At 61.3% G+C, this 20,318-nt stretch carries 25 protein-coding genes; all 25 read right to left on the reverse strand.

Features of this window, described 5'->3' with window-relative positions; translation table 11 throughout:
• Positions 1-14: 14 nt before the first annotated feature.
• The 25 genes from rpsE to rpoC all read right to left on the reverse strand — a co-directional run bounded on the left by rpsE (position 15) and on the right by rpoC (position 20,308).
• Entirely contained in the window at positions 15-533 is a 519-nt protein-coding gene (gene rpsE / locus DIE17_RS34675) for a 30S ribosomal protein S5 (protein WP_006752931.1), read from the reverse strand.
• A 14-nt stretch (positions 534-547) separates the two neighbouring features.
• Positions 548-913, reverse strand: coding sequence for a 50S ribosomal protein L18 (rplR, locus tag DIE17_RS34680; protein WP_006477183.1), 366 nt, complete (start codon positions 911-913; stop codon positions 548-550).
• Between the two features lie 12 nt (positions 914-925).
• On the reverse strand, positions 926-1,456 hold the full coding sequence (rplF, locus tag DIE17_RS34685) for a 50S ribosomal protein L6 (RefSeq protein WP_124921761.1): 531 nt from the start codon (positions 1,454-1,456) through the stop codon (positions 926-928).
• 18 nt (positions 1,457-1,474) lie between these two features.
• Positions 1,475-1,870 (reverse strand): 30S ribosomal protein S8, encoded by a 396-nt coding sequence (rpsH, locus tag DIE17_RS34690; protein ID WP_006477185.1) that lies wholly within the window; start codon positions 1,868-1,870, stop codon positions 1,475-1,477.
• Between the two features lie 14 nt (positions 1,871-1,884).
• The gene (rpsN, locus tag DIE17_RS34695; protein ID WP_006482884.1) at positions 1,885-2,190 is read right to left on the reverse strand and encodes a 30S ribosomal protein S14; all 306 of its coding nucleotides are present in this window, start codon (positions 2,188-2,190) and stop codon (positions 1,885-1,887) included.
• Positions 2,191-2,197: 7 nt separating this feature from the next.
• Entirely contained in the window at positions 2,198-2,737 is a 540-nt protein-coding gene (gene rplE / locus DIE17_RS34700; protein ID WP_006477186.1) for a 50S ribosomal protein L5, read from the reverse strand.
• Between the two features lie 16 nt (positions 2,738-2,753).
• Complete coding sequence (gene rplX / locus DIE17_RS34705; RefSeq protein ID WP_006477187.1) at positions 2,754-3,062, reverse strand: 50S ribosomal protein L24; 309 nt, start codon at positions 3,060-3,062, stop codon at positions 2,754-2,756.
• A gap of 9 nt (positions 3,063-3,071) precedes the next feature.
• Positions 3,072-3,440 carry a 50S ribosomal protein L14 gene (gene rplN, locus DIE17_RS34710; RefSeq protein ID WP_006752929.1) on the reverse strand — a complete coding sequence of 123 codons (369 nt, stop codon included), beginning with the start codon at positions 3,438-3,440 and terminating at the stop codon, positions 3,072-3,074.
• Positions 3,441-3,749: 309 nt separating this feature from the next.
• A complete protein-coding gene (gene rpsQ / locus DIE17_RS34715; protein ID WP_006752928.1) occupies positions 3,750-4,022 on the reverse strand; it encodes a 30S ribosomal protein S17 in 273 nt (90 codons plus the stop codon).
• Entirely contained in the window at positions 4,019-4,213 is a 195-nt protein-coding gene (rpmC, locus tag DIE17_RS34720) for a 50S ribosomal protein L29 (RefSeq protein WP_006400652.1), read from the reverse strand. The genes rpsQ and rpmC overlap by 4 nt, the downstream gene beginning before the upstream one ends.
• A 9-nt stretch (positions 4,214-4,222) precedes the next feature.
• On the reverse strand, positions 4,223-4,639 hold the full coding sequence (gene rplP, locus DIE17_RS34725) for a 50S ribosomal protein L16 (RefSeq protein ID WP_006482873.1): 417 nt from the start codon (positions 4,637-4,639) through the stop codon (positions 4,223-4,225).
• Between the two features lie 2 nt (positions 4,640-4,641).
• Entirely contained in the window at positions 4,642-5,442 is an 801-nt protein-coding gene (rpsC, locus tag DIE17_RS34730) for a 30S ribosomal protein S3 (protein ID WP_006482899.1), read from the reverse strand.
• A gap of 11 nt (positions 5,443-5,453) precedes the next feature.
• Positions 5,454-5,783 (reverse strand): 50S ribosomal protein L22, encoded by a 330-nt coding sequence (gene rplV / locus DIE17_RS34735; protein ID WP_004199272.1) that lies wholly within the window; start codon positions 5,781-5,783, stop codon positions 5,454-5,456.
• Positions 5,784-5,795: 12 nt separating this feature from the next.
• Positions 5,796-6,071: a 30S ribosomal protein S19 gene (gene rpsS, locus DIE17_RS34740; protein WP_004199273.1), complete on the reverse strand. Its 276-nt coding sequence runs from the start codon at positions 6,069-6,071 to the stop codon at positions 5,796-5,798.
• 10 nt (positions 6,072-6,081) lie between these two features.
• Positions 6,082-6,909, reverse strand: coding sequence for a 50S ribosomal protein L2 (rplB, locus tag DIE17_RS34745; protein WP_006482900.1), 828 nt, complete (start codon positions 6,907-6,909; stop codon positions 6,082-6,084).
• A 2-nt stretch (positions 6,910-6,911) separates the two neighbouring features.
• A complete protein-coding gene (rplW, locus tag DIE17_RS34750) occupies positions 6,912-7,226 on the reverse strand; it encodes a 50S ribosomal protein L23 (RefSeq protein WP_004199275.1) in 315 nt (104 codons plus the stop codon).
• Complete coding sequence (gene rplD, locus DIE17_RS34755) at positions 7,223-7,843, reverse strand: 50S ribosomal protein L4 (protein WP_006477192.1); 621 nt, start codon at positions 7,841-7,843, stop codon at positions 7,223-7,225. The genes rplW and rplD overlap by 4 nt, the downstream gene beginning before the upstream one ends.
• Entirely contained in the window at positions 7,843-8,493 is a 651-nt protein-coding gene (gene rplC, locus DIE17_RS34760) for a 50S ribosomal protein L3 (RefSeq protein WP_006752926.1), read from the reverse strand. The genes rplD and rplC overlap by 1 nt, the downstream gene beginning before the upstream one ends.
• A gap of 178 nt (positions 8,494-8,671) precedes the next feature.
• Positions 8,672-8,983 carry a 30S ribosomal protein S10 gene (rpsJ, locus tag DIE17_RS34765; protein WP_004199280.1) on the reverse strand — a complete coding sequence of 104 codons (312 nt, stop codon included), beginning with the start codon at positions 8,981-8,983 and terminating at the stop codon, positions 8,672-8,674.
• Between the two features lie 285 nt (positions 8,984-9,268).
• Entirely contained in the window at positions 9,269-10,459 is a 1,191-nt protein-coding gene (gene tuf, locus DIE17_RS34770; protein WP_006482910.1) for an elongation factor Tu, read from the reverse strand.
• 41 nt (positions 10,460-10,500) lie between these two features.
• Positions 10,501-12,603 carry an elongation factor G gene (fusA, locus tag DIE17_RS34775; protein ID WP_044849034.1) on the reverse strand — a complete coding sequence of 701 codons (2,103 nt, stop codon included), beginning with the start codon at positions 12,601-12,603 and terminating at the stop codon, positions 10,501-10,503.
• Positions 12,604-12,726: 123 nt separating this feature from the next.
• Complete coding sequence (rpsG, locus tag DIE17_RS34780) at positions 12,727-13,197, reverse strand: 30S ribosomal protein S7 (RefSeq protein WP_006477195.1); 471 nt, start codon at positions 13,195-13,197, stop codon at positions 12,727-12,729.
• Positions 13,198-13,369: 172 nt separating this feature from the next.
• Positions 13,370-13,750 carry a 30S ribosomal protein S12 gene (rpsL, locus tag DIE17_RS34785; RefSeq protein WP_006400662.1) on the reverse strand — a complete coding sequence of 127 codons (381 nt, stop codon included), beginning with the start codon at positions 13,748-13,750 and terminating at the stop codon, positions 13,370-13,372.
• A 227-nt stretch (positions 13,751-13,977) separates the two neighbouring features.
• Positions 13,978-15,825: a DNA helicase RecQ gene (gene recQ, locus DIE17_RS34795; protein WP_044849035.1), complete on the reverse strand. Its 1,848-nt coding sequence runs from the start codon at positions 15,823-15,825 to the stop codon at positions 13,978-13,980.
• 241 nt (positions 15,826-16,066) lie between these two features.
• Positions 16,067-20,308 carry a DNA-directed RNA polymerase subunit beta' gene (gene rpoC / locus DIE17_RS34800; protein ID WP_044849036.1) on the reverse strand — a complete coding sequence of 1,414 codons (4,242 nt, stop codon included), beginning with the start codon at positions 20,306-20,308 and terminating at the stop codon, positions 16,067-16,069.
• Between the last annotated feature and the right edge of the window lie 10 nt (positions 20,309-20,318).

The following is a 20,318-nucleotide window of genomic DNA, read 5'->3' on the forward strand; positions in this document are numbered from 1 at the left end:
GTGACCACCCGGGCTTAGCCCAAAATATCTTCGACGGACTTGCCGCGCTTCGCCGCGATGTCTGCCGGGGTCGACTGCTTCCGCAGACCGTCCAGCGTGGCGCGAACGAGGTTGTACGGGTTCGTCGAACCGTGGCTCTTCGCCACGACGTTCTGAACGCCCATCACGTCGAACACTGCGCGCATCGGGCCGCCGGCGATCACGCCCGTACCTGCCTTCGCCGGAGCGAGGAGGACAGCGGATGCGCCATGCTTGCCGTGCACTTCGTGCTGCAGCGTGCCGTTCTTGAGCGGCACCTTGAACATGTTGCGGCGAGCTTGTTCCATTGCCTTCTGGACAGCGACCGGCACTTCCTTCGCCTTGCCCTTGCCCATACCGATGCGGCCATCACCGTCGCCAACCACGGTCAGTGCGGCGAAGCCGAGAATACGGCCACCCTTCACGACCTTGGTCACGCGATTGACCGAAATCATCTTTTCGCGAAGGCCGTCGTCGCGCTCGTCAGCCTGAACTTTCGCTTGCATCTTTGCCATGACGAATTCCTTCCTTAGAACTTGAGCCCAGCTTCGCGAGCTGCCTCAGCCAGCGCCTTGACGCGGCCATGGTAGCGGAAGCCCGAGCGGTCGAAGGCGACGGATTCGATGCCGGCAGCCTTTGCCTTCTCGGCAATACGCTTGCCGATCAGCGTCGCGGCATTAACGTTGCCGCCCTTGCCCGACTTGTCGGCCAGTTCAGCGCGCACTTCTGCTTCGAGCGTCGACGCGCTGGCGAGCACCTTGGTGCCGCAGGGCGAGAACACTTGAGCGTAGATGTGCGTGTTCGTGCGATGCACGGCGAGACGCGCGACCTGCAGCTCAGCGATCTTGATACGCGTCTGGCGAGCGCGGCGCAGGCGAGATTGAGTCTTATCCATGATTGCGCACCCTTACTTCTTCTTCGTTTCTTTGAGGATCACAACCTCGTCGGAATAGCGCACGCCCTTGCCCTTGTACGGCTCCGGCGGACGGTAACCGCGGACTTCCGCAGCCACTTGACCGACTTGTTGCTTGTTGATCCCCTTGATCACGATTTCGGTTTGCGTCGGGGTTTCAGCCTTGACGCCTTCCGGCATCTGGTGCACCACCGGGTGCGAGAAACCCAGCGACAGGTTCAGCTTGTCGCCTTGCGCTTGCGCACGATAACCGACGCCAACCAGCGTCAGCTTGCGCTCGAAACCCTTGGTCACGCCGAGCACGGCATTCGCGATGATCGCGCGCATCGTGCCCGACAGTGCGTTTGCTTCGCGGCTTTCGTCGACCGGCGACAGATTCAGCGTGCCGTCGTTGTTCGCCACGTTCACGAGCGGATTGATCGCTTGCGTGATGGTGCCCAGCGGGCCCTTGACGGTGATCGCACCGTCGGCCAGCTTGACTTCCGCGCCTTGCAGCGCGATCGGGCTCTTACCTACTCGAGACATGTTTCTCTCTCCTCGGCTTTAAGCAACGTAGCAGATGACTTCGCCGCCGACGCCGGTAGCGCGCGCCTTGCGGTCGGTCATCACGCCCTTCGGCGTCGACACGATTGCCACACCCAGGCCGTTCATGACCTGCGGAATGTCGTTACGGCCGCGGTACACGCGCAGACCAGGCTTCGACACGCGCTCGAGGCGTTCGATGACCGGGCGACCTGCGTAGTACTTCAGCGCGATATTCAGTTCGGACTTCGCACCTTCCGCCTTGACGGCGAAATCGTCGATATAACCTTCGTCCTTCAGGACTTGCGCGATTGCAACCTTGACCTTCGACGAGGGCATCGCGACCGATACCTTCTCGACCATCTGCGCGTTGCGGATGCGAGTCAGCATATCGGCGATAGGATCACTCATGCTCATTTACGTTTCTCCTATTACCAGCTCGCCTTGGTCAGGCCAGGAATCTCGCCACGGAATGCGATTTCACGAATCTTGTTACGCGCGAGGCCGAATTTACGGAACGTGCCACGCGGACGGCCCGTGATCGCGCAGCGGTTACGCTGGCGGGTCGGGTTTGCGTTGCGGGGCAGTTGCTGCAGCTCAAGGCGTGCTTCGTAGCGCTCTTCTTCCGACTTGCTTTGGTCTTCGACGATCGCCTTCAGCGCTTCGCGCTTTGCTGCGAACTTCGCGACCAGGCGGGCGCGCTTCTTTTCACGTTCGATCAGTGCCAGTTTAGCCACGGTAACCTCAGTTTCTGAACGGGAACTTGAAGCTGGCGAGCAGAGCCTTTGCTTCGTCGTCGGTCTTCGCAGTCGTCGTGATGCTGATGTTCAGCCCACGCAGTGCGTCGATCTTGTCGTAGTCGATTTCGGGGAAAATGATCTGCTCTTTCACACCGATGTTGTAGTTGCCGCGGCCATCGAAGGCACGACCCGACACACCGCGGAAGTCACGCACGCGGGGCAGGGCAACGGTCACGAAACGGTCGAGGAATTCGTACATCGCTTGGCCACGCAGCGTCACCATCGCGCCGATCGGGTAACCCTGGCGGATCTTGAAGCCTGCGATTGCCTTGCGTGCCTTCGTGACGACCGGCTTCTGACCAGCGATCTTCGTGAGGTCGCCGACGGCGTTCTCGATGATCTTCTTGTCAGCGATCGCTTCGCCAAGACCCATGTTCAGCGTGATCTTGGTGATGCGCGGCACTTCCATGACCGACTTGTAACCGAACTTCTCGATCAGGCCGGGCACAACCTTTTCTTTGTAAAACTCTTGAAAACGAGCCATTTTTTACTCCGCTGCGTCAGGCGCTCAGTACGGCACCGGTCGTCTTCAGGAAGCGAACCTTCTTGCCTTCCTCGACCTTGATGCCAACACGCGACGCCTTGCCATTCGCGTCGACCAGTGCGACGTTCGAAATATGCAGGGGCATCGTCTTCGCTTCCACGCCGCCCGTCGTACCCTTCATCGGGTTCGGCTTCACATGCTTCTTGACGAGGTTGATACCTTCAACCGTCACATGTTCTGCACCGACAGCCAGCACGACGCCGCGCTTGCCCTTGTCTTTGCCAGTGACGACGATGACTTCGTCACCTTTGCGAATCTTGTTCATCGCGACTCCTTACAGCACTTCCGGCGCCAGCGAAACGATCTTCATGAATCGTTCGCTACGCAGCTCACGCGTCACCGGCCCGAAGATACGGGTGCCGATCGGCTCAAGCTTGTTATTCAAAAGCACAGCGGCGTTGCCGTCGAACTTGATCAGCGAGCCGTCTTGACGGCGAACACCCTTGGCGGTGCGGACCACCACGGCGTTGTAGATTTCGCCTTTCTTCACGCGCCCGCGCGGCGTTGCTTCTTTGACGGTCACCTTGATGATGTCGCCAATGCCGGCATAACGACGCTTCGAGCCGCCGAGCACCTTGATGCACATGACTTCACGTGCACCCGTGTTGTCGGCTACTTCGAGCCGAGATTCGGTCTGGATCATGGTTTGTCTTTCCCAACTTAATCCGATTGCACCACCATGATGCATTCGGTCAGTCTTGGTCCCGTCAGCCAATCGGCTGCTTGGGTTGGAACAGCAGCGACGGCAAACGAAACCCGCCATCGCAATTCGGTGAATCTTTCGGACAGGCTGGCGCCAGTCCGCTTCCCCCACCAACTTCGCCCGCGACGGGGCTCCCATAAAGAGGGAAGACCAGGATTATAACAAATAACCCTGGTCACGCAAGCAAAAACTTTGCGATTTCAAGCACTTCGTGGCGAAGTGCTTGTTACTGCCTACTGCTCTGCCCGCTTAGATGACGCGAGCTGCTTCGACGAGGCGCGACACCGTCCAGGCCTTCGTCTTCGAAACAGGACGAGTTTCCTGGATTTCGACGAGATCGCCTTCGTTGCAGGTGTTCGCTTCATCATGCGCGTGGTACTTCTTCGAGCGCACGACATACTTGCCGTAGATCGGGTGCTTGACGCGGTGCTCGATCAGCACGGTGACGGTCTTGTCCATCTTGTTGCTGACGACCCGACCGACCAGCGTCCGCTTCAGCGAGGTTTTCACGCTATCGTTCATTTCTGGTTCGCCTTCTGAGTCATGACGGTCCGCACACGTGCGATGTCGCGACGAACCTTCTTCAGCTGGCTCGTGTTCGTGAGCTGCTGGGTCGCGAGTTGCATGCGCAGGCCGAATTGCGCCTTCAGCAGGTCCGCCAGCTCCTTGTTGAGCGCGGCCTGGTCTTTCTGGAGAAGTTCGGAAGCCTTCATGTTTTCTCCTTAGGCGCCGAGCTGGCGCACGATGAATGCCGTCTTCAGCGGCAGCTTGGCTGCAGCCAGACGGAACGCTTCGCGTGCCAGTTCTTCGGTTACGCCGTCCATTTCATAGAGCATCTTGCCCGGCTGGATCTCGGCGACGTAGTACTCCGGGTTACCCTTACCGTTACCCATACGCACTTCTGCCGGCTTTTGCGAAATCGGCTTGTCCGGGAAGATCCGGATCCAGATGCGGCCGCCACGCTTGATGTGACGCGTCATTGCACGACGCGCCGCTTCAATCTGACGTGCGGTCAAACGACCGCGACCGATCGCCTTCAGACCGAATTCACCGAACGACACTGCGTTGCCGCGCGTCGCCTTGCCGGTGTTACGACCCTTCTGCTCTTTACGATACTTTCTGCGTTTCGGTTGCAGCATCGTTATTCTCCAGTCTTGCCGTCTTCGGGCTTGCCGGCGCCACGGCGCGGTGCGCCACGACGAGCACCCGGAGCGCCGCCTTCGCCGTCACGGCGCGGACGACGGTCGCCCGGACGCGCATTGCGACGCGGACGCTTGTCTTCGGCTACTTCTTCGACCACCGGCGCGTCATTGCGGCCGAGCGTGTCGCCCTTGTATACCCACACCTTGACGCCGATGATCCCGTAAGTCGTCTTCGCTTCCGAGGTCGCGTAGTCGATGTCGGCACGCAGCGTGTGAAGGGGCACGCGACCTTCGCGATACCACTCCGTACGAGCGATTTCGATACCGTTCAGACGGCCTGCGCTCATGATCTTGATGCCTTGGGCACCCAGACGCATCGCGTTCTGCATCGCACGCTTCATCGCGCGACGGAACATGATCCGGCGCTCGAGCTGTTGCGTGATCGAGTCAGCGATCAGTTGCGCATCGGTTTCCGGCTTGCGGATTTCTTCGATGTTGACGTGAACCGGCACGCCCATGCGGCGTTGCAGTTCCGTCTTCAGCTGTTCGATATCCTCGCCCTTCTTGCCGATGACGACGCCCGGACGCGAGCTGTAAATCGTGATGCGCGCGTTCTTCGCCGGACGCTCGATGACCACCCGACCGACCGAAGCGTTCTTCAGCTTCTTCTTCAGGTATTCACGAACACCGATGTCTTCCTGCAGCATCGCCGCGAAATTGTTGTTGTTCGCGTACCAACGCGAAGCCCAATTGCGGCTGACAGCCAGGCGGAAGCCAGTCGGATGAATTTTCTGTCCCATCGTATGGCTCCTTAATTCCCGACCGTCACAGTGATGTGACAGGATTGCTTCTCGATGCGGTTACCGCGGCCCTTGGCGCGCGCGGTGAAACGCTTGAGCGATGCCGCCTTGTCGACGTAGATGCTCTTGATCTTGAGCTCGTCGATATCAGCGCCTTCGTTGTGCTCCGCATTCGCGATTGCCGACAGCACAACCTTCTTCACGATGCCAGCCGCCTTCTTCGGCGAGAACGTCAGAACGTTCAGCGCCTTGTCGACCGGCAAACCGCGGATCTGGTCAGCCACAAGGCGCGTTTTTTGCGCCGAGATGCGGGCACCGCGATGAATTGCTTTCACTTCCATCTTGATTGCCCCTTATTTCTTGGCCTTCTTGTCGGCCGCGTGACCCTTGAACGTACGGGTCAGTGCGAACTCGCCAAGCTTGTGGCCGACCATGTTTTCCGAGATGTACACCGGAACGTGTTGACGGCCGTTGTGAACAGCGATCGTCAGGCCGATGAAATCCGGCAGAATCGTCGAGCGACGCGACCAGGTCTTGATCGGCTTTTTGTCGCGCGAAGCTGCAGCCGCCTCAACTTTCTTCAGCAAATGGGCGTCGCAGAACGGACCTTTTTTTACAGAACGTGCCATTGCCTACTCCTTAACGCTTGTGACGGCGCTGGACGATCATCGTCGTCGTGCGCTTGTTGCTGCGGGTGCGGTAACCCTTAGCCGGCGTACCCCACGGGCTCACCGGGTCGCGACCTGCAGCCGTCTTGCCCTCACCACCACCGTGCGGGTGATCAACCGGGTTCATCGCAACGCCACGCACCGTCGGGCGGATACCGCGCCAGCGGTTCGCGCCAGCCTTGCCGATCTGGCGCAGGCTATGCTCTTCGTTACCGACTTCACCGATCGTTGCACGGCACTCGATGTGCACGCGGCGGATTTCGCCCGAACGCAGACGAACCTGCGCGTAGACGCCTTCACGTGCCAGCAGCATGGCCGACGTGCCAGCCGAACGCGCCATTTGCGCGCCCTTGCCCGGCAGCATCTCGATGCAGTGGATCGTCGTACCGACCGGAATGTTGCGGATCGGCAGCGTGTTGCCTGCACGGATCGGCGCTTCCGAACCCGACATCAGCTGTTGGCCGACGGTCAGGCCCTTCGGGGCGATGATGTAGCGACGCTCGCCGTCTGCGTAGAGCACCAGCGCGATGTTCGCGCTACGGTTCGGGTCGTACTCGAGACGCTCGACCTTTGCCGGAATGCCATCCTTCGTGCGACGGAAGTCGACGATACGATAGTGCTGCTTGTGACCACCACCCTTGTGACGCGTGGTGATACGGCCGTTGTTGTTACGGCCGGCGGTCGAGCTCTGCGAGTCGAGCAGTGCCGCGAACGGCTTGCCCTGGTGCAGGTTCTTGTTGACCACCTTGACCATCGCGCGGCGACCCGGCGATGTCGGCTTAACTTTCACGATTGCCATGATTACTTGGCCTCCGCTTCAAAGTTGATTTCCTGGCCGGGCTTCAGGCAAACGTACGCCTTCTTCACGTCCTTGCGGCGGCCCATCGAACGGCCGAAGCGCTTTTGCTTGCCCTTCTGAACCAGCACGTTGACCGAATCAACTTCAACCTTGAACAGCAGCTCGACAGCCGCCTTCACTTCCTGCTTCGTGGCATCCGGTGCGACTTCGAACACGACTTGCTCGTTCTTGTCGGCAACCAGCGTCGCCTTTTCCGAGATCACCGGTGCGAGCAGGACCTGCATCAAACGATGATCGTTCTTGCGAATCTCGCTCATGACAGCAACTCCTCGATCTGGGCGACCGCAGCCTTCGTGACCAGCACTTTCTTGAAGTAGATCAGCGACAGCGGGTCAGCGTAGCGCGGCTCGACAATCGCCACGTGCGGCAGGTTGCGCGAAGCCAGGTACAGGTTCTCGTCGACCGTGTCCGTGATGATCAGAACGGAGTCGAGACCCATGGTCTTGAATTTGTCAGCCAGCAGCTTGGTCTTCGGCGCTTCGAGGATGATGTCCTCGACGACCGACAGACGGCCTTCGCGGGCCAGCTGCGAGAAGATCGAGCAGAGACCTGCGCGATGCATCTTCTTGTTGACCTTGTGCGAGAAGTTTTCTTCCGGCGAGTTCGGGAAGATGCGACCACCGCCACGCCACAACGGGCTCGACGACATACCGGCACGAGCGCGGCCCGTACCCTTCTGACGCCACGGCTTCTTGGTGGTGTGCTTGACTTGCTCGCGGTCCTTCTGTGCGCGGTTACCCTGGCGAGCATTCGCCTGGTACGCGACGACGACCTGGTGGATCAGCGCTTCGTTGTAGTCACGACCGAACACGACGTCCGACGCGTTGACCACTGCACCTTCCTGACCATTTTCGTTCAGGAGCTTGAGTTCCATTATTTCGCCCCCTTGGTCTTGACGGCCGGCGTCACGAAAACCTTGCCGCCCTTCGCGCCCGGAATCGCGCCCTTGACGAGCAGCAGCTTGCGCTCTGCGTCGATACGAGCGATTTCGAGGTTCTGCACCGTCACCGTAACGTCACCGAGGTGACCCGTCATGCGCTTACCCGGGAAAACGCGACCCGGATCCTGCGCCATACCGATCGAGCCCGGCACGTTGTGCGAGCGCGAGTTACCGTGGGTAGCACGGCCGGAGGAGAAGTTATAACGCTTGATCGTACCGGCGTAGCCCTTACCGATCGACACGCCTTGCACGTCGACCTTCTGGCCTACTTCGAAAAGATCAGCACCGACCACGGCGCCATTCGACAGCTCAGCTGCCTTGGCCGCGTCAATGCGGAATTCCTTGAGGATTTCACCGGCTTCGACACCGGCTTTGGCGAGATGACCTGCCAGCGGCTTCGTCACGCGCGATGCGCGGCGGGAGCCGAATGCAACCTGCACGGCCGTGTAGCCGTCGGTTTCAACAGTCTTGATCTGCGTCACGCGGTTGTCCGACACGTCCAGCACGGTGACGGGAATCGAATCCCCTTCAGCCGTGAAGATACGGGTCATGCCAACCTTGCGACCTACGAGTCCAAGGCTCATCATTTTCTCCATTCCCGACTGCGATTGGTCGGGGCTGATTTACAAAATGCCGGGCACGCAAGGCCCAACTTTTTTACGCGAATACGCGAAAAGCCAAGCAGTATAGCCCGACTTCTCGATTTCCGCAAGCAATACAAAGACTTAGCACCGCCCGGCACGCCGGGAGGCGCCGAAAGCCTTACTGCAGCTTGATTTCCACGTCGACGCCAGCCGGCAGGTCGAGCTTCATCAGCGCGTCAACCGTCTTGTCGGTCGGATCGACGATGTCCATCAGGCGCTGGTGGGTACGGATTTCGAGCTGATCGCGCGACGTCTTGTTGACGTGCGGCGAACGCAGGATGTCAAAACGCTGAATGCGCGTCGGCAGCGGCACCGGGCCACGGACGATTGCGCCAGTCCGCTTCGCGGTATCGACGATCTCGGCAGCCGATTGATCGATCAGACGATAGTCGAAAGCCTTCAGGCGAATGCGGATTTTCTGTTGCTGCATGACGATTCCTTGAAAAGAGCGAGGCGATGTTGCATCGCCGGACACTAAAAGAACGCGAAACCTGTTGCCTGCGGGGAGCGAGGCGCCCGGTCCCGAACGGTACTTCCACTGCTAAGCCCGCGATTCTACACGAAAAATCGAAGCGGTGGTGTGCGTTTGTCAATATGGCAACGCGCACGCCACAAAGAAAAACCGGGTGCCAGATCGAACTGGACACCCGGTTTCGACGGTACGACTGCCTACCGTGGAATCGCGGACCCCGGAGGGATCCGCGGATCGTCGATATTACTCGATGATCTTGGCGACGACGCCGGCGCCGACGGTACGGCCGCCTTCGCGGATTGCGAAGCGCAGACCTTCTTCCATCGCGATCGGAGCGATCAGCTTCACCGTGATCGACACGTTGTCGCCCGGCATCACCATTTCCTTGTCCTTCGGCAGCTCGATCGAGCCCGTCACGTCCGTCGTACGGAAGTAGAACTGCGGACGGTAGTTGTTGAAGAACGGCGTGTGGCGGCCGCCTTCGTCCTTGCTCAGCACGTACACTTCAGCCGTGAAGTGCGTGTGCGGCGTGATCGAACCCGGCTTCGCCAGAACCTGGCCACGCTCCACGTCTTCACGCTTCGTGCCGCGCAGCAGGATACCGACGTTGTCGCCTGCCTGACCTTGGTCCAGCAGCTTGCGGAACATTTCAACGCCCGTGCAGGTCGTCTTCACCGTCGGCTTGATACCGACGATTTCGATTTCTTCGCCGACCTTCACGATGCCGCGCTCGACACGACCCGTCACCACCGTACCACGGCCCGAGATCGAGAACACGTCTTCCACCGGCATCAGGAACGCGCCGTCAACTGCACGCTCCGGCGTCGGGATGTACGTGTCCAGCGCGTCGGCCAGGCTCATGATCGCCACTTCGCCCAGCTCGCCCGTGTCGCCTTCCAGCGCCAGCTTGGCCGAACCCTTCACGATCGGCGTGTCGTCGCCCGGGAAGTCGTACTTCGACAGGAGTTCGCGAACTTCCATCTCGACCAGCTCGAGCAGTTCAGCGTCGTCCACCATGTCGCACTTGTTCAGGAACACGATGATGTACGGAACGCCAACCTGACGTGCCAGCAGGATGTGCTCACGCGTCTGCGGCATCGGGCCGTCTGCTGCCGAGCAAACCAGGATCGCGCCGTCCATCTGTGCCGCGCCCGTGATCATGTTCTTCACATAGTCAGCGTGGCCCGGGCAGTCGACGTGTGCGTAGTGGCGGTTAGCCGTTTCGTACTCGACGTGTGCCGTGTTGATCGTGATACCGCGCGCCTTTTCTTCCGGTGCCGCGTCGATCTGGTCGTAAGCCTTCGCTTCGCCGCCGAACTTCTTCGTCAGCACCGTCGTGATCGCTGCCGTCAGCGTCGTCTTGCCGTGGTCAACGTGACCAATCGTACCAACGTTGACGTGCGGCTTGGTCCGCTCAAACTTTTCTTTTGCCATGATTCTCTTCTTTCAAAAAATATCGGTTGGTAGCTGCAGATTTACTTCGACTTCGCGCTGATGATCGCTTCAGCAACGTTGCGCGGAGCTTCAGCGTAGTGCTTGAACTCCATCGTGTACGTTGCACGACCTTGCGTCAGCGAACGCAGCGACGTCGAGTAACCGAACATTTCCGACAGCGGCACTTCGGCGCGAACGATCTTGCCGCCGCCAACCATGTCTTCCATGCCCTGGACGATGCCGCGACGGCCCGACAGGTCGCCCATCACGTTGCCCATGTAGTCTTCCGGCGTCTCGACTTCGACAGCCATCATCGGCTCGAGGACGACCGGGTTCGCCTTGCGCATCGCTTCCTTGAACGCCATCGAACCGGCCATGCGGAACGCGTTTTCGTTCGAGTCAACGTCGTGGTACGAACCGAACGTCAGGTGAACCTTCACGTCGACGACCGGGAAGCCAGCCAGCACGCCCGACTTCAGCGTGTCCTGGATACCCTTGTCGACCGCCGGGATGTATTCACGCGGAATCACACCACCCTTGATCTCGTCGAAGAACTCGTAGCCCTTGCCTTGTTCGTTCGGCTCGAGCGTGATGACCGCGTGACCGTACTGGCCGCGACCACCCGACTGCTTGACGAACTTGCCGTCGACATCCTTCGCCGTCGAACGGATCGTTTCGCGGTATGCAACCTGCGGCTTGCCGACGGTCGCTTCCACGCCGAATTCACGCTTCATCCGGTCGACCAGAATTTCGAGGTGGAGCTCGCCCATGCCCGAAATGATGGTCTGGCCCGACTCTTCGTCGGTCTGCACGCGGAACGACGGATCTTCCTGCGCCAGACGGTTCAGCGCGAGGCCCATCTTTTCCTGGTCAGCCTTGGTCTTCGGCTCGACAGCCTGCGAAATCACCGGCTCCGGGAACACCATGCGTTCGAGAACGATCGGGTTCGCCGGGTCGCACAGCGTGTCGCCCGTGGTCGCTTCCTTCAGGCCGACCGCAGCAGCGATGTCGCCCGCACGGACTTCCTTGATTTCTTCACGCTGGTTCGCGTGCATCTGCAGAATCCGGCCGAGGCGTTCCTTCTTGCCCTTGGTCGAGTTCAGCAGCGTGTCGCCCGAATTGACGACGCCCGAGTACACACGGAAGAAGATCAGCTGGCCGACGAACGGGTCGGTCATGATCTTGAACGCGAGCGACGAGAACTTCTCTTCGTCCGACGCCTTGCGCTCTGCTTCTTCACCGTTTTCGAGCTCGCCCTTGACCGGCGGGATGTCGACCGGCGACGGCAGGAAGTCGATCACGGCGTCGAGCATACGCTGCACGCCCTTGTTCTTGAACGCGGTACCGCACAGCATCGGCTGGATTTCGCACGCGATCGTACGGTCGCGCAGCGCCTTGACGATGTCGGCTTCCGGCAGATCGCCTTCTTCCAGGTACTTGTTCATCAGGTCTTCGCTGGCTTCAGCAGCCACTTCGACCATCTTTTCGCGCCATTCCTTGCAGGTCTCGGCGAGCTCGGCCGGGATGTCGACGTAGTCGAACTTCGTGCCTTGCGACGCTTCGTCCCAAATGATCGCCTTCATCTTGATCAGGTCGACCACGCCCTTGAAGTTTTCTTCCGAGCCGATCGGCACCACGACCGGAACCGGGTTCGCCTTCAGGCGCAGACGGAGCTGGTCGTAGACCTTGAAGAAGTTCGCGCCGGTACGGTCCATCTTGTTGACGAACGCGAGACGGGGCACCTTGTACTTGTTAGCCTGGCGCCACACCGTTTCCGACTGCGGCTGCACGCCGCCCACTGCGCAGTACACCATGCACGCGCCGTCGAGCACGCGCATCGAACGCTCCACTTCGATCGTGAAGTCGACGTGGCCCGGCGTGTCGATGATGTTGATGCGGTGTTCCGGATAGTTGCCGCCCATGCCCTTCCAGAAGGCCGTGGTAGCAGCGGACGTGATCGTGATGCCACGCTCTTGTTCCTGCTCCATCCAGTCCATCGTTGCTGCGCCGTCGTGGACTTCACCGATCTTGTGGTTCACACCGGTGTAAAACAGAATGCGCTCGGTCGTCGTCGTTTTGCCGGCGTCGATGTGAGCGCTAATACCGATATTGCGGTAGCGCTCGATAGGAGTCTTGCGAGCCACTTTGATCCTCTACTGGGATGACATGATGCAGCCCAGCTGCATCATGCTTCAACACAAACGGGCGAGGCGCCTGAAAAGCGCACCCGCCCGGAATTTATTTCCGCAAACAGCCCAGCCAGGCGCTTAGAAACGGAAATGCGAGAACGCGCGGTTGGCTTCTGCCATGCGGTGAACTTCATCGCGCTTCTTCATCGCGCCGCCACGGCCTTCGGCCGCTTCGGAGAGTTCACCAGCCAGGCGCAGAGCCATCGACTTCTCGCTGCGCTTCTTCGCAGCCTCACGCAGCCAGCGCATCGCCAATGCCATACGACGCGACGGGCGCACTTCGACCGGAACTTGATAGTTGGCACCACCAACGCGGCGGCTCTTCACTTCGACCACCGGCTTCACGTTGTTGAGCGCAACCGTGAACACTTCCAGCGGGTCCTTGCCACCCTTGGTCTGGATTTGTTCGAATGCGCCATAAACGATGCGCTCTGCAACCGACTTCTTGCCGGACAGCATCAGCATGTTCATGAACTTGGCAACATCAACGTTGCCGAACTTCGGATCCGGCAACACTTCCCGCTTGGGGACTTCGCGACGACGCGGCATGATTCTTCCTTTACTTGTTCAGTTGGAGCTGGTTCCAGCTCCGCGGCCACCAACAAACCCGATCACATCTTCACGACTAACCAGCTTGGCCGGGTGACCACTTACTCGACAGCACCGGCAATCCGGCACTCCCGCCTTGACCGCCCTGCGGCGATCCCTGATCAAAAACTGCTTACTTGGCAGCCTTTGCACGCTTCGCGCCGTACTTCGAGCGCGCTTGCTTACGGTCCTTGACGCCCTGGGTATCCAGCGAGCCGCGAACCATGTGGTAACGCACACCCGGCAAGTCCTTCACACGGCCGCCGCGGATCAGCACAACCGAGTGTTCCTGCAGGTTGTGGCCTTCACCGCCGATGTACGAAATCACTTCGAAGCCGTTCGTCAGACGAACCTTGGCGACCTTACGGAGTGCCGAGTTCGGCTTCTTCGGCGTCGTCGTGTACACACGGGTGCACACGCCGCGACGCTGGGGGCAGTCCTGCAGGGCCGGGCTCTTGCTCTTCGTCGTTTCCGACTGACGGCCTTTGCGAACCAGTTGGTTGATGGTTGGCATTGTTTATTCCTGAAATTGAACAAAATCTGCACATCGATTTCGGGCAAAGCGAGAATCGACGCACAGTTGACTTCCGAACCGGCGAATCGGGTGCGAGCTTTCGAACGCGACACGGCCCACCGAATACCGGAACCCAGCATGATATTCCGGAAATGCCAACTAAGTCAACGGCTTGCGTGATTTGCCAGCCGCGCGGGCGGTTTACCGGAAGGGTCGGAACACCTGTGTCACGCCGATTCGACGACGTCGATGATCTCGTCGCCGAAGCGCTCGAGCTTGCGCACGCCCATGCCGGGGATATGGCGCAGGTCGTCGATCGTCTCTGGCGCGTTGCGCGCGATTTCGGCCAGCGTCGCATCGTGGAAGATCACGTAGGCCGGCACGCCGTCGGACTTCGCGGTTTCCGCGCGCCACGCGCGCAGCGCGTCCCAGCGTGCGCGCTCGCGCGTGCCCATGCCGGCCGTCGGGTCGACGCGCGTGCCGCTGCGGCTCGACGACTGGCGCGTGCGCTGCGGCTTCACGTAGCGGCGCAGCGTGACCTTCTCCTCGTTCTTCAGCACCGGCTTCGCGGCCTCGGTCAGCATCAGCGCGCCGAAGCCGCCATGGTCGACCGCGAGATAGCCGTACGCGACGAGTTGCCGGAAAATCGCGCGCCACTCGGGTTCGGACAGCGATGCGCCGATCCCGAACGTGCTGAGCTGATCGTGGCCGCGCTGCAACACTTTCTCCGTGCGGCCGCCGCGCAGGATCTCGATCAGATGGCTCGAGCCGAAATTGAAGCCGCTCGCGCGCTGCGCGCGGAATACGCATGACAGCGCCATCTGCGCCTCGCGCGTCGCGTCCCATGAATCGGGCGGTTCGAGGCACGTGTCGCAGTTGCCGCACGGCTGGCTCGCCTCGCCGAAGTAGTTCAGGAGCCGCACGCGCCGGCACGAGATCGTCTCGCACAACCCGAGCAACGCGTCGAGCTTCGACGTCTGCACGCGCTTGTGCGCGTCGTCCGCATCGGACTCGTCGATCATCTTGCGCTGCTGGACGACGTCACCGAGCCCGTACGCCATCCACGCGTTCGCCGGCATCCCGTCGCGGCCCGCACGGCCGGTTTCCTGGTAGTAGCCCTCGACGCTCTTCGGCAAATCGAGGTGCGCGACAAAGCGCACATCCGGCTTGTCGATGCCCATGCCGAACGCGATCGTCGCGCACATCACGATGCCTTCCTCGCGCTGGAACATTTCCTGGTGCTTCTGCCGTACCTCGAACTCCATCCCCGCGTGATACGGCAGCGCGCGCACACCCTGAGCCTTCAGCCATTCGGCCGTTTCCTCGACCTTGCGGCGCGACAGGCAGTAGACGACGCCCGCGTCGGTCGTGCCGTCCGCGTTCGTGTGTTCCGCGCGGATGAAGTCGAGCAGCTGCGAACGCGCGTTGTCCTTCTCGACGATACGGTAACGGATGTTCGGACGATCGAAGCTCGACACGAACACACGCGCGTCGTCGAGCGCGAGGCGATGGATGATCTCGTCGCGCGTGATCGCGTCGGCAGTGGCGGTCAGCGCGATGCGCGGCACCGACGGGAAGCGTTCGTGCAGCACCGACAGCTGGATGTATTCGGGACGGAAGTCATGCCCCCACTGCGACACGCAGTGCGCCTCGTCGATCGCGAACAGGCCGATCTTCGCGCGCTCGAGCAGGTCGAGGAAGCGACCCGTCATCAGCCGCTCGGGCGCGACGTACAGCAGGTCGATCTCGCCCTCGCGCAGCGCGCGCTCGGTCGCCGCGGCCTCGGCGCCCGACAGTGTCGAGTTCAGGTAGGCCGCGCGCACGCCGACTTCGCTCAGCGCGGCGACCTGGTCCTGCATCAGCGCGATCAGCGGCGACACCACGATGCCCGCGCCCTGCCCGGCCTCGCGGCGCAGCAGCGCCGGGATCTGGTAGCACAGCGACTTGCCGCCGCCCGTCGGCATCAGCACGAGGCAATCACCGCCGCCGGCGACGTGTTCGACGATCTCGCCCTGCTGGCCGCGAAAGGCGGAATAACCAAAAACTTCGTCGAGGATTTCGAGGGCGCGGGACATGAGTGAGAACGAGGACGGCGGAAGGATGACCGCAATTTTAACAACCCGCTCGCGCAGCGCGCGGCGAATCGTGCAACGTTGGCCGATCGGACAGGGTTCGAGCGCGCGCATGACGGGCCTGCGCGACCGTGCGGCAAGCCCGTCATGCACGTGAACGACGGATAAAAAAAACCGCCCGGCGGACCGGGCGGTTTCGATGACAGCGAATACGGCAGCGTGAGGCGGCTCGCGCCGCCCGCGCTTATTCGGCTGCCGGGTGTTGCGGCTCTTCCGCCGGCGCGCTCGGCGTACCGAAGTCGAATGCCTCTTCCGCTGCGATCTGGTCGAAACGCTCGCGGTCGGACATCTCCTTCGCCTTGCGTGCCTTGTGGAACGCGAGACCCGTACCGGCCGGGATCAGACGGCCGACGATCACGTTTTCCTTCAGGCCGCGCAGATCGTCGCGCTTGCCCATGATCGCCGCTTCGGTCAGCACGCGGGTCGTTTCCTGGAACGATGCCGCGGAGATGAACGAGTCGGTCGACAGCGACGCCTTCGTGATACCGAGGAGCACGTTGTCGTACGAAGCCGGGCGCTTGCCCTCGGCGATCATGCGATCGTTCTCGTCCAGCATGTCGGAACGCTCGACCTGTTCGCCCGGGATGAAGCGCGTATCACCGTTGTCGGTGATCTGCACACGACGCAGCATCTGGCGAACGATCACCTCGATGTGCTTGTCGTTGATCTTCACGCCCTGCAGACGATACACGTCCTGCACTTCGTCGACGATGTAGCGCGACAGCGCCTCGATACCCTGCAGACGCAGGATGTCGTGCGGATCGGCCGGGCCGTCCACGATCATTTCGCCCTTGTTGACGACCTGAGCATCGTGGACCAGGACCTGCTTTTCCTTCGCGATCAGGAACTCGTGCTGATTGCCTTCGAGGTCCGTGATGACGAGACGCTGCTTGCCCTTCGTGTCCTTGCCGAACGACGTCGTACCGGTGACTTCCGCGAGAATGCCGGCGTCCTTCGGCGAACGCGCTTCGAACAGTTCCGCCACCCGCGGCAGACCGCCGGTAATGTCACGCGTCTTCTGCGCTTCGGTCGGGATACGTGCAAGCACTTCACCCACCTGCACTTGCTGGCCGTCCTTCACGGTGATCAGTGCGCCGACCTGGAAGCCGATCTGCACTGCGTGCTCCGTGCCCGGGATCTTCACTTCGTCGCCGTTCGCGTCGAGCAGTTTCACCTGCGGACGCACGCTCTTCGAAGCTTGCGAACCACGACGCTTCACGTCGATCACGACCAGCGTCGACAGGCCGGTCACGTCGTCGATCTGCTTCGCGACGGTCACGCCTTCCTCGACGTTCTCGAACTTCACCGTACCACCGTACTCGGTGATGATCGGACGCGTCATCGGGTCCCACGTCGCCAGCTGCGTGCCGGCCTTGATCGTCGCGCCGTCGAGTTGCAGCAGCGTCGCGCCGTACGGCACTTTGTGACGCTCGCGCTCGCGACCGAAATCGTCGGTGATCAGCGCCTCGCCCGAACGCGAAATGACGATCTGCTCGCCCTTCGCGTTGGTGACGTAACGCATCGTCGCCGTGAAACGCACGATACCGTTGCTCTTCGCTTCGACCGACGACGCCACTGCCGCACGCGATGCCGCACCACCGATGTGGAACGTACGCATCGTCAGCTGCGTGCCCGGCTCACCGATCGACTGTGCCGCGATCACGCCGACTGCTTCGCCGACGTTCACGAGCGAGCCGCGGCCGAGGTCACGGCCGTAGCAGGCCGCGCACAGACCGTAACGCGTTTCGCAGGTCAGCGGCGTGCGCACGCGCACTTCGTCGATGCCGAGGCGTTCGATTTCCTCGACCGCCGTTTCGTCGAGCAGCGTGCCCGATTCGTACAGCGTTTCCTGCGTTTCCGGGTTCACGACGTCCGCGACCGCGACGCGGCCGAGGATACGGTCGCGCAGCGCTTCGACGACTTCACCGCCTTCGACCAGCGCCTTCATCGCGACGCCGTTCGACGTGCCGCAATCGTCCTCGACCACCACCAGATCCTGCGTGACGTCGACGAGACGACGCGTCAGGTAACCCGAGTTCGCGGTCTTCAGTGCCGTATCAGCCAGACCCTTACGTGCGCCGTGGGTCGAGATGAAGTACTGCAACACGTTCAGGCCTTCGCGGAAGTTCGCGGTAATCGGCGTCTCGATAATCGAGCCGTCCGGCTTCGCCATCAGGCCTCGCATACCGGCCAGCTGACGAATCTGCACCGCCGAACCCCGGGCGCCCGAGTCGGCCATCATGTAGATCGAGTTGAACGACTCCTGGCGCGTCTCGTTGCCGTCGCGGTCCGTCACCGGCTCCGTCGACAGCTGCTCCATCATCGCCTTGCCGACCGCTTCCGACGTTGCCGACCAGATGTCGACCACGTTGTTGTAGCGTTCCTGCGCGGTGACGAGACCCGACATGTACTGGCGGTCGTACTCCTTCACCTTCTTCGCAGCGTCGCCGACGATCGTTTCCTTCTGCGGCGGCACGAGCATGTCGTCCACGCAGATCGAAATGCCGGCACGCGTCGCGAGGCGGAAACCCGACTGCATCAGCTGGTCGGCGAACACGACCGTCGCACGCAGACCGCACTTGCGGAATGCGGTGTTGATCAGGCGCGAGATTTCCTTCTTCTTCAGCGGCTTGTTCAGCACCGAGAACGGCAGGCCGTGCGGCAGGATCTCCGACAGGATCGCGCGACCGACGGTCGTCGCGTACAGCGAGATCTTCGGCACGAATTCCGGCGCGCCTTCCGACGTGTCCTCGTTGCGGACCATTTCGGTGATCCGCACGTTGACGCGCGAGGCCAGCTCGACTTCCTTGTTCTCGTACGCGCGGATCACTTCCGACACGCCGGTGAACGACAGGCCTTCGCCCTTGCCGTTGATCGCTTCGCGGGTCGCGTAGTACAGACCCAGCACGATATCCTGCGACGGCACGATCGACGGATCGCCGTTGGCCGGGAACAGCACGTTGTTCGACGCCAGCATCAGCGTACGCGCTTCCATCTGCGCTTCGAGCGACAGCGGCACGTGAACGGCCATCTGGTCACCGTCGAAGTCGGCGTTGAACGCCGCGCAGACGAGCGGGTGCAGCTGAATCGCCTTGCCTTCGATCAGCACCGGCTCGAACGCCTGGATACCGAGACGGTGCAGCGTCGGCGCACGGTTCAGCATCACCGGGTGCTCGCGGATCACCTCTTCGAGGATGTCCCACACCACCGGCGTCTGGTTCTCGACTTCCTTCTTCGCAGCCTTGATGGTCGTCGCGACGCCCATCACTTCCAGCTTGTTGAAGATGAACGGCTTGAACAGCTCGAGCGCCATCAGCTTCGGCAGACCGCACTGGTGCAGCTTCAGCGTCGGGCCGACCACGATGACCGAACGGCCCGAGTAGTCGACGCGCTTGCCCAGCAGGTTCTGACGGAAACGACCGCCCTTGCCCTTGATCATGTCGGCGAGCGACTTCAGCGGACGCTTGTTCGCGCCCGTCATCGCCTTGCCGCGACGACCGTTGTCGAGCAGCGAGTCGACGGCTTCCTGCAGCATCCGCTTTTCGTTGCGGACGATGATTTCAGGTGCCTTCAGCTCGAGCAGACGCTTCAACCGGTTGTTACGGTTGATCACGCGGCGATACAGGTCGTTCAGGTCCGACGTCGCGAAACGGCCGCCGTCCAGCGGCACGAGCGGACGCAGTTCCGGCGGCAGCACCGGCAGCACTTCGAGGATCATCCACTCGGGCTTGATGCCCGAGCGCTGGAATGCCTCGAGGACCTTCAGGCGCTTCGCGTACTTCTTGATCTTCGCTTCCGAGCCGGTGTTCTTCAGCTCGGTGCGCAGCGTCTCGACCTGCTCGTCGATGTTGATCGCACGCAGCAGTTCACGCACGCCTTCCGCGCCCATCTCGGCACGGAATTCGTCGCCGTATTCCTCGACCTTGTTGTAGTAATCCTCTTCGGTCATGATCTGCCGCGCCTTCAGCGGCGTCATGCCCGGTTCGATCACCACGTATGCTTCGAAGTACAGCACGCGTTCGATGTCGCGCAGCGTCATGTCGAGCACCATGCCCAGACGCGACGGCAGCGACTTCAGGAACCAGATGTGCGCGACCGGCGAGGCCAGCTCGATGTGGCCCATCCGTTCGCGACGCACCTTCGCCAGCGTCACTTCGACGCCGCACTTCTCGCAGATCACGCCGCGGTGCTTCAGGCGCTTGTACTTGCCGCACAGGCACTCGTAGTCCTTGATCGGCCCGAAGATCTTCGCGCAGAACAGACCATCGCGTTCCGGCTTGAACGTACGGTAGTTGATGGTCTCCGGCTTCTTCACTTCGCCGAACGACCACGAACGGATCTTGTCCGGCGAGGCCAGACCGATCTTGATCGCGTCGAAAACTTCTTCCTGTTGGACTTGCTTGAATAGATCGAGCAGAGCTTTCATTGCCTTCTCT

This window comes from Burkholderia sp. Bp9099, assembly GCF_003857805.1.
GTDB lineage: Bacteria > Pseudomonadota > Gammaproteobacteria > Burkholderiales > Burkholderiaceae > Burkholderia.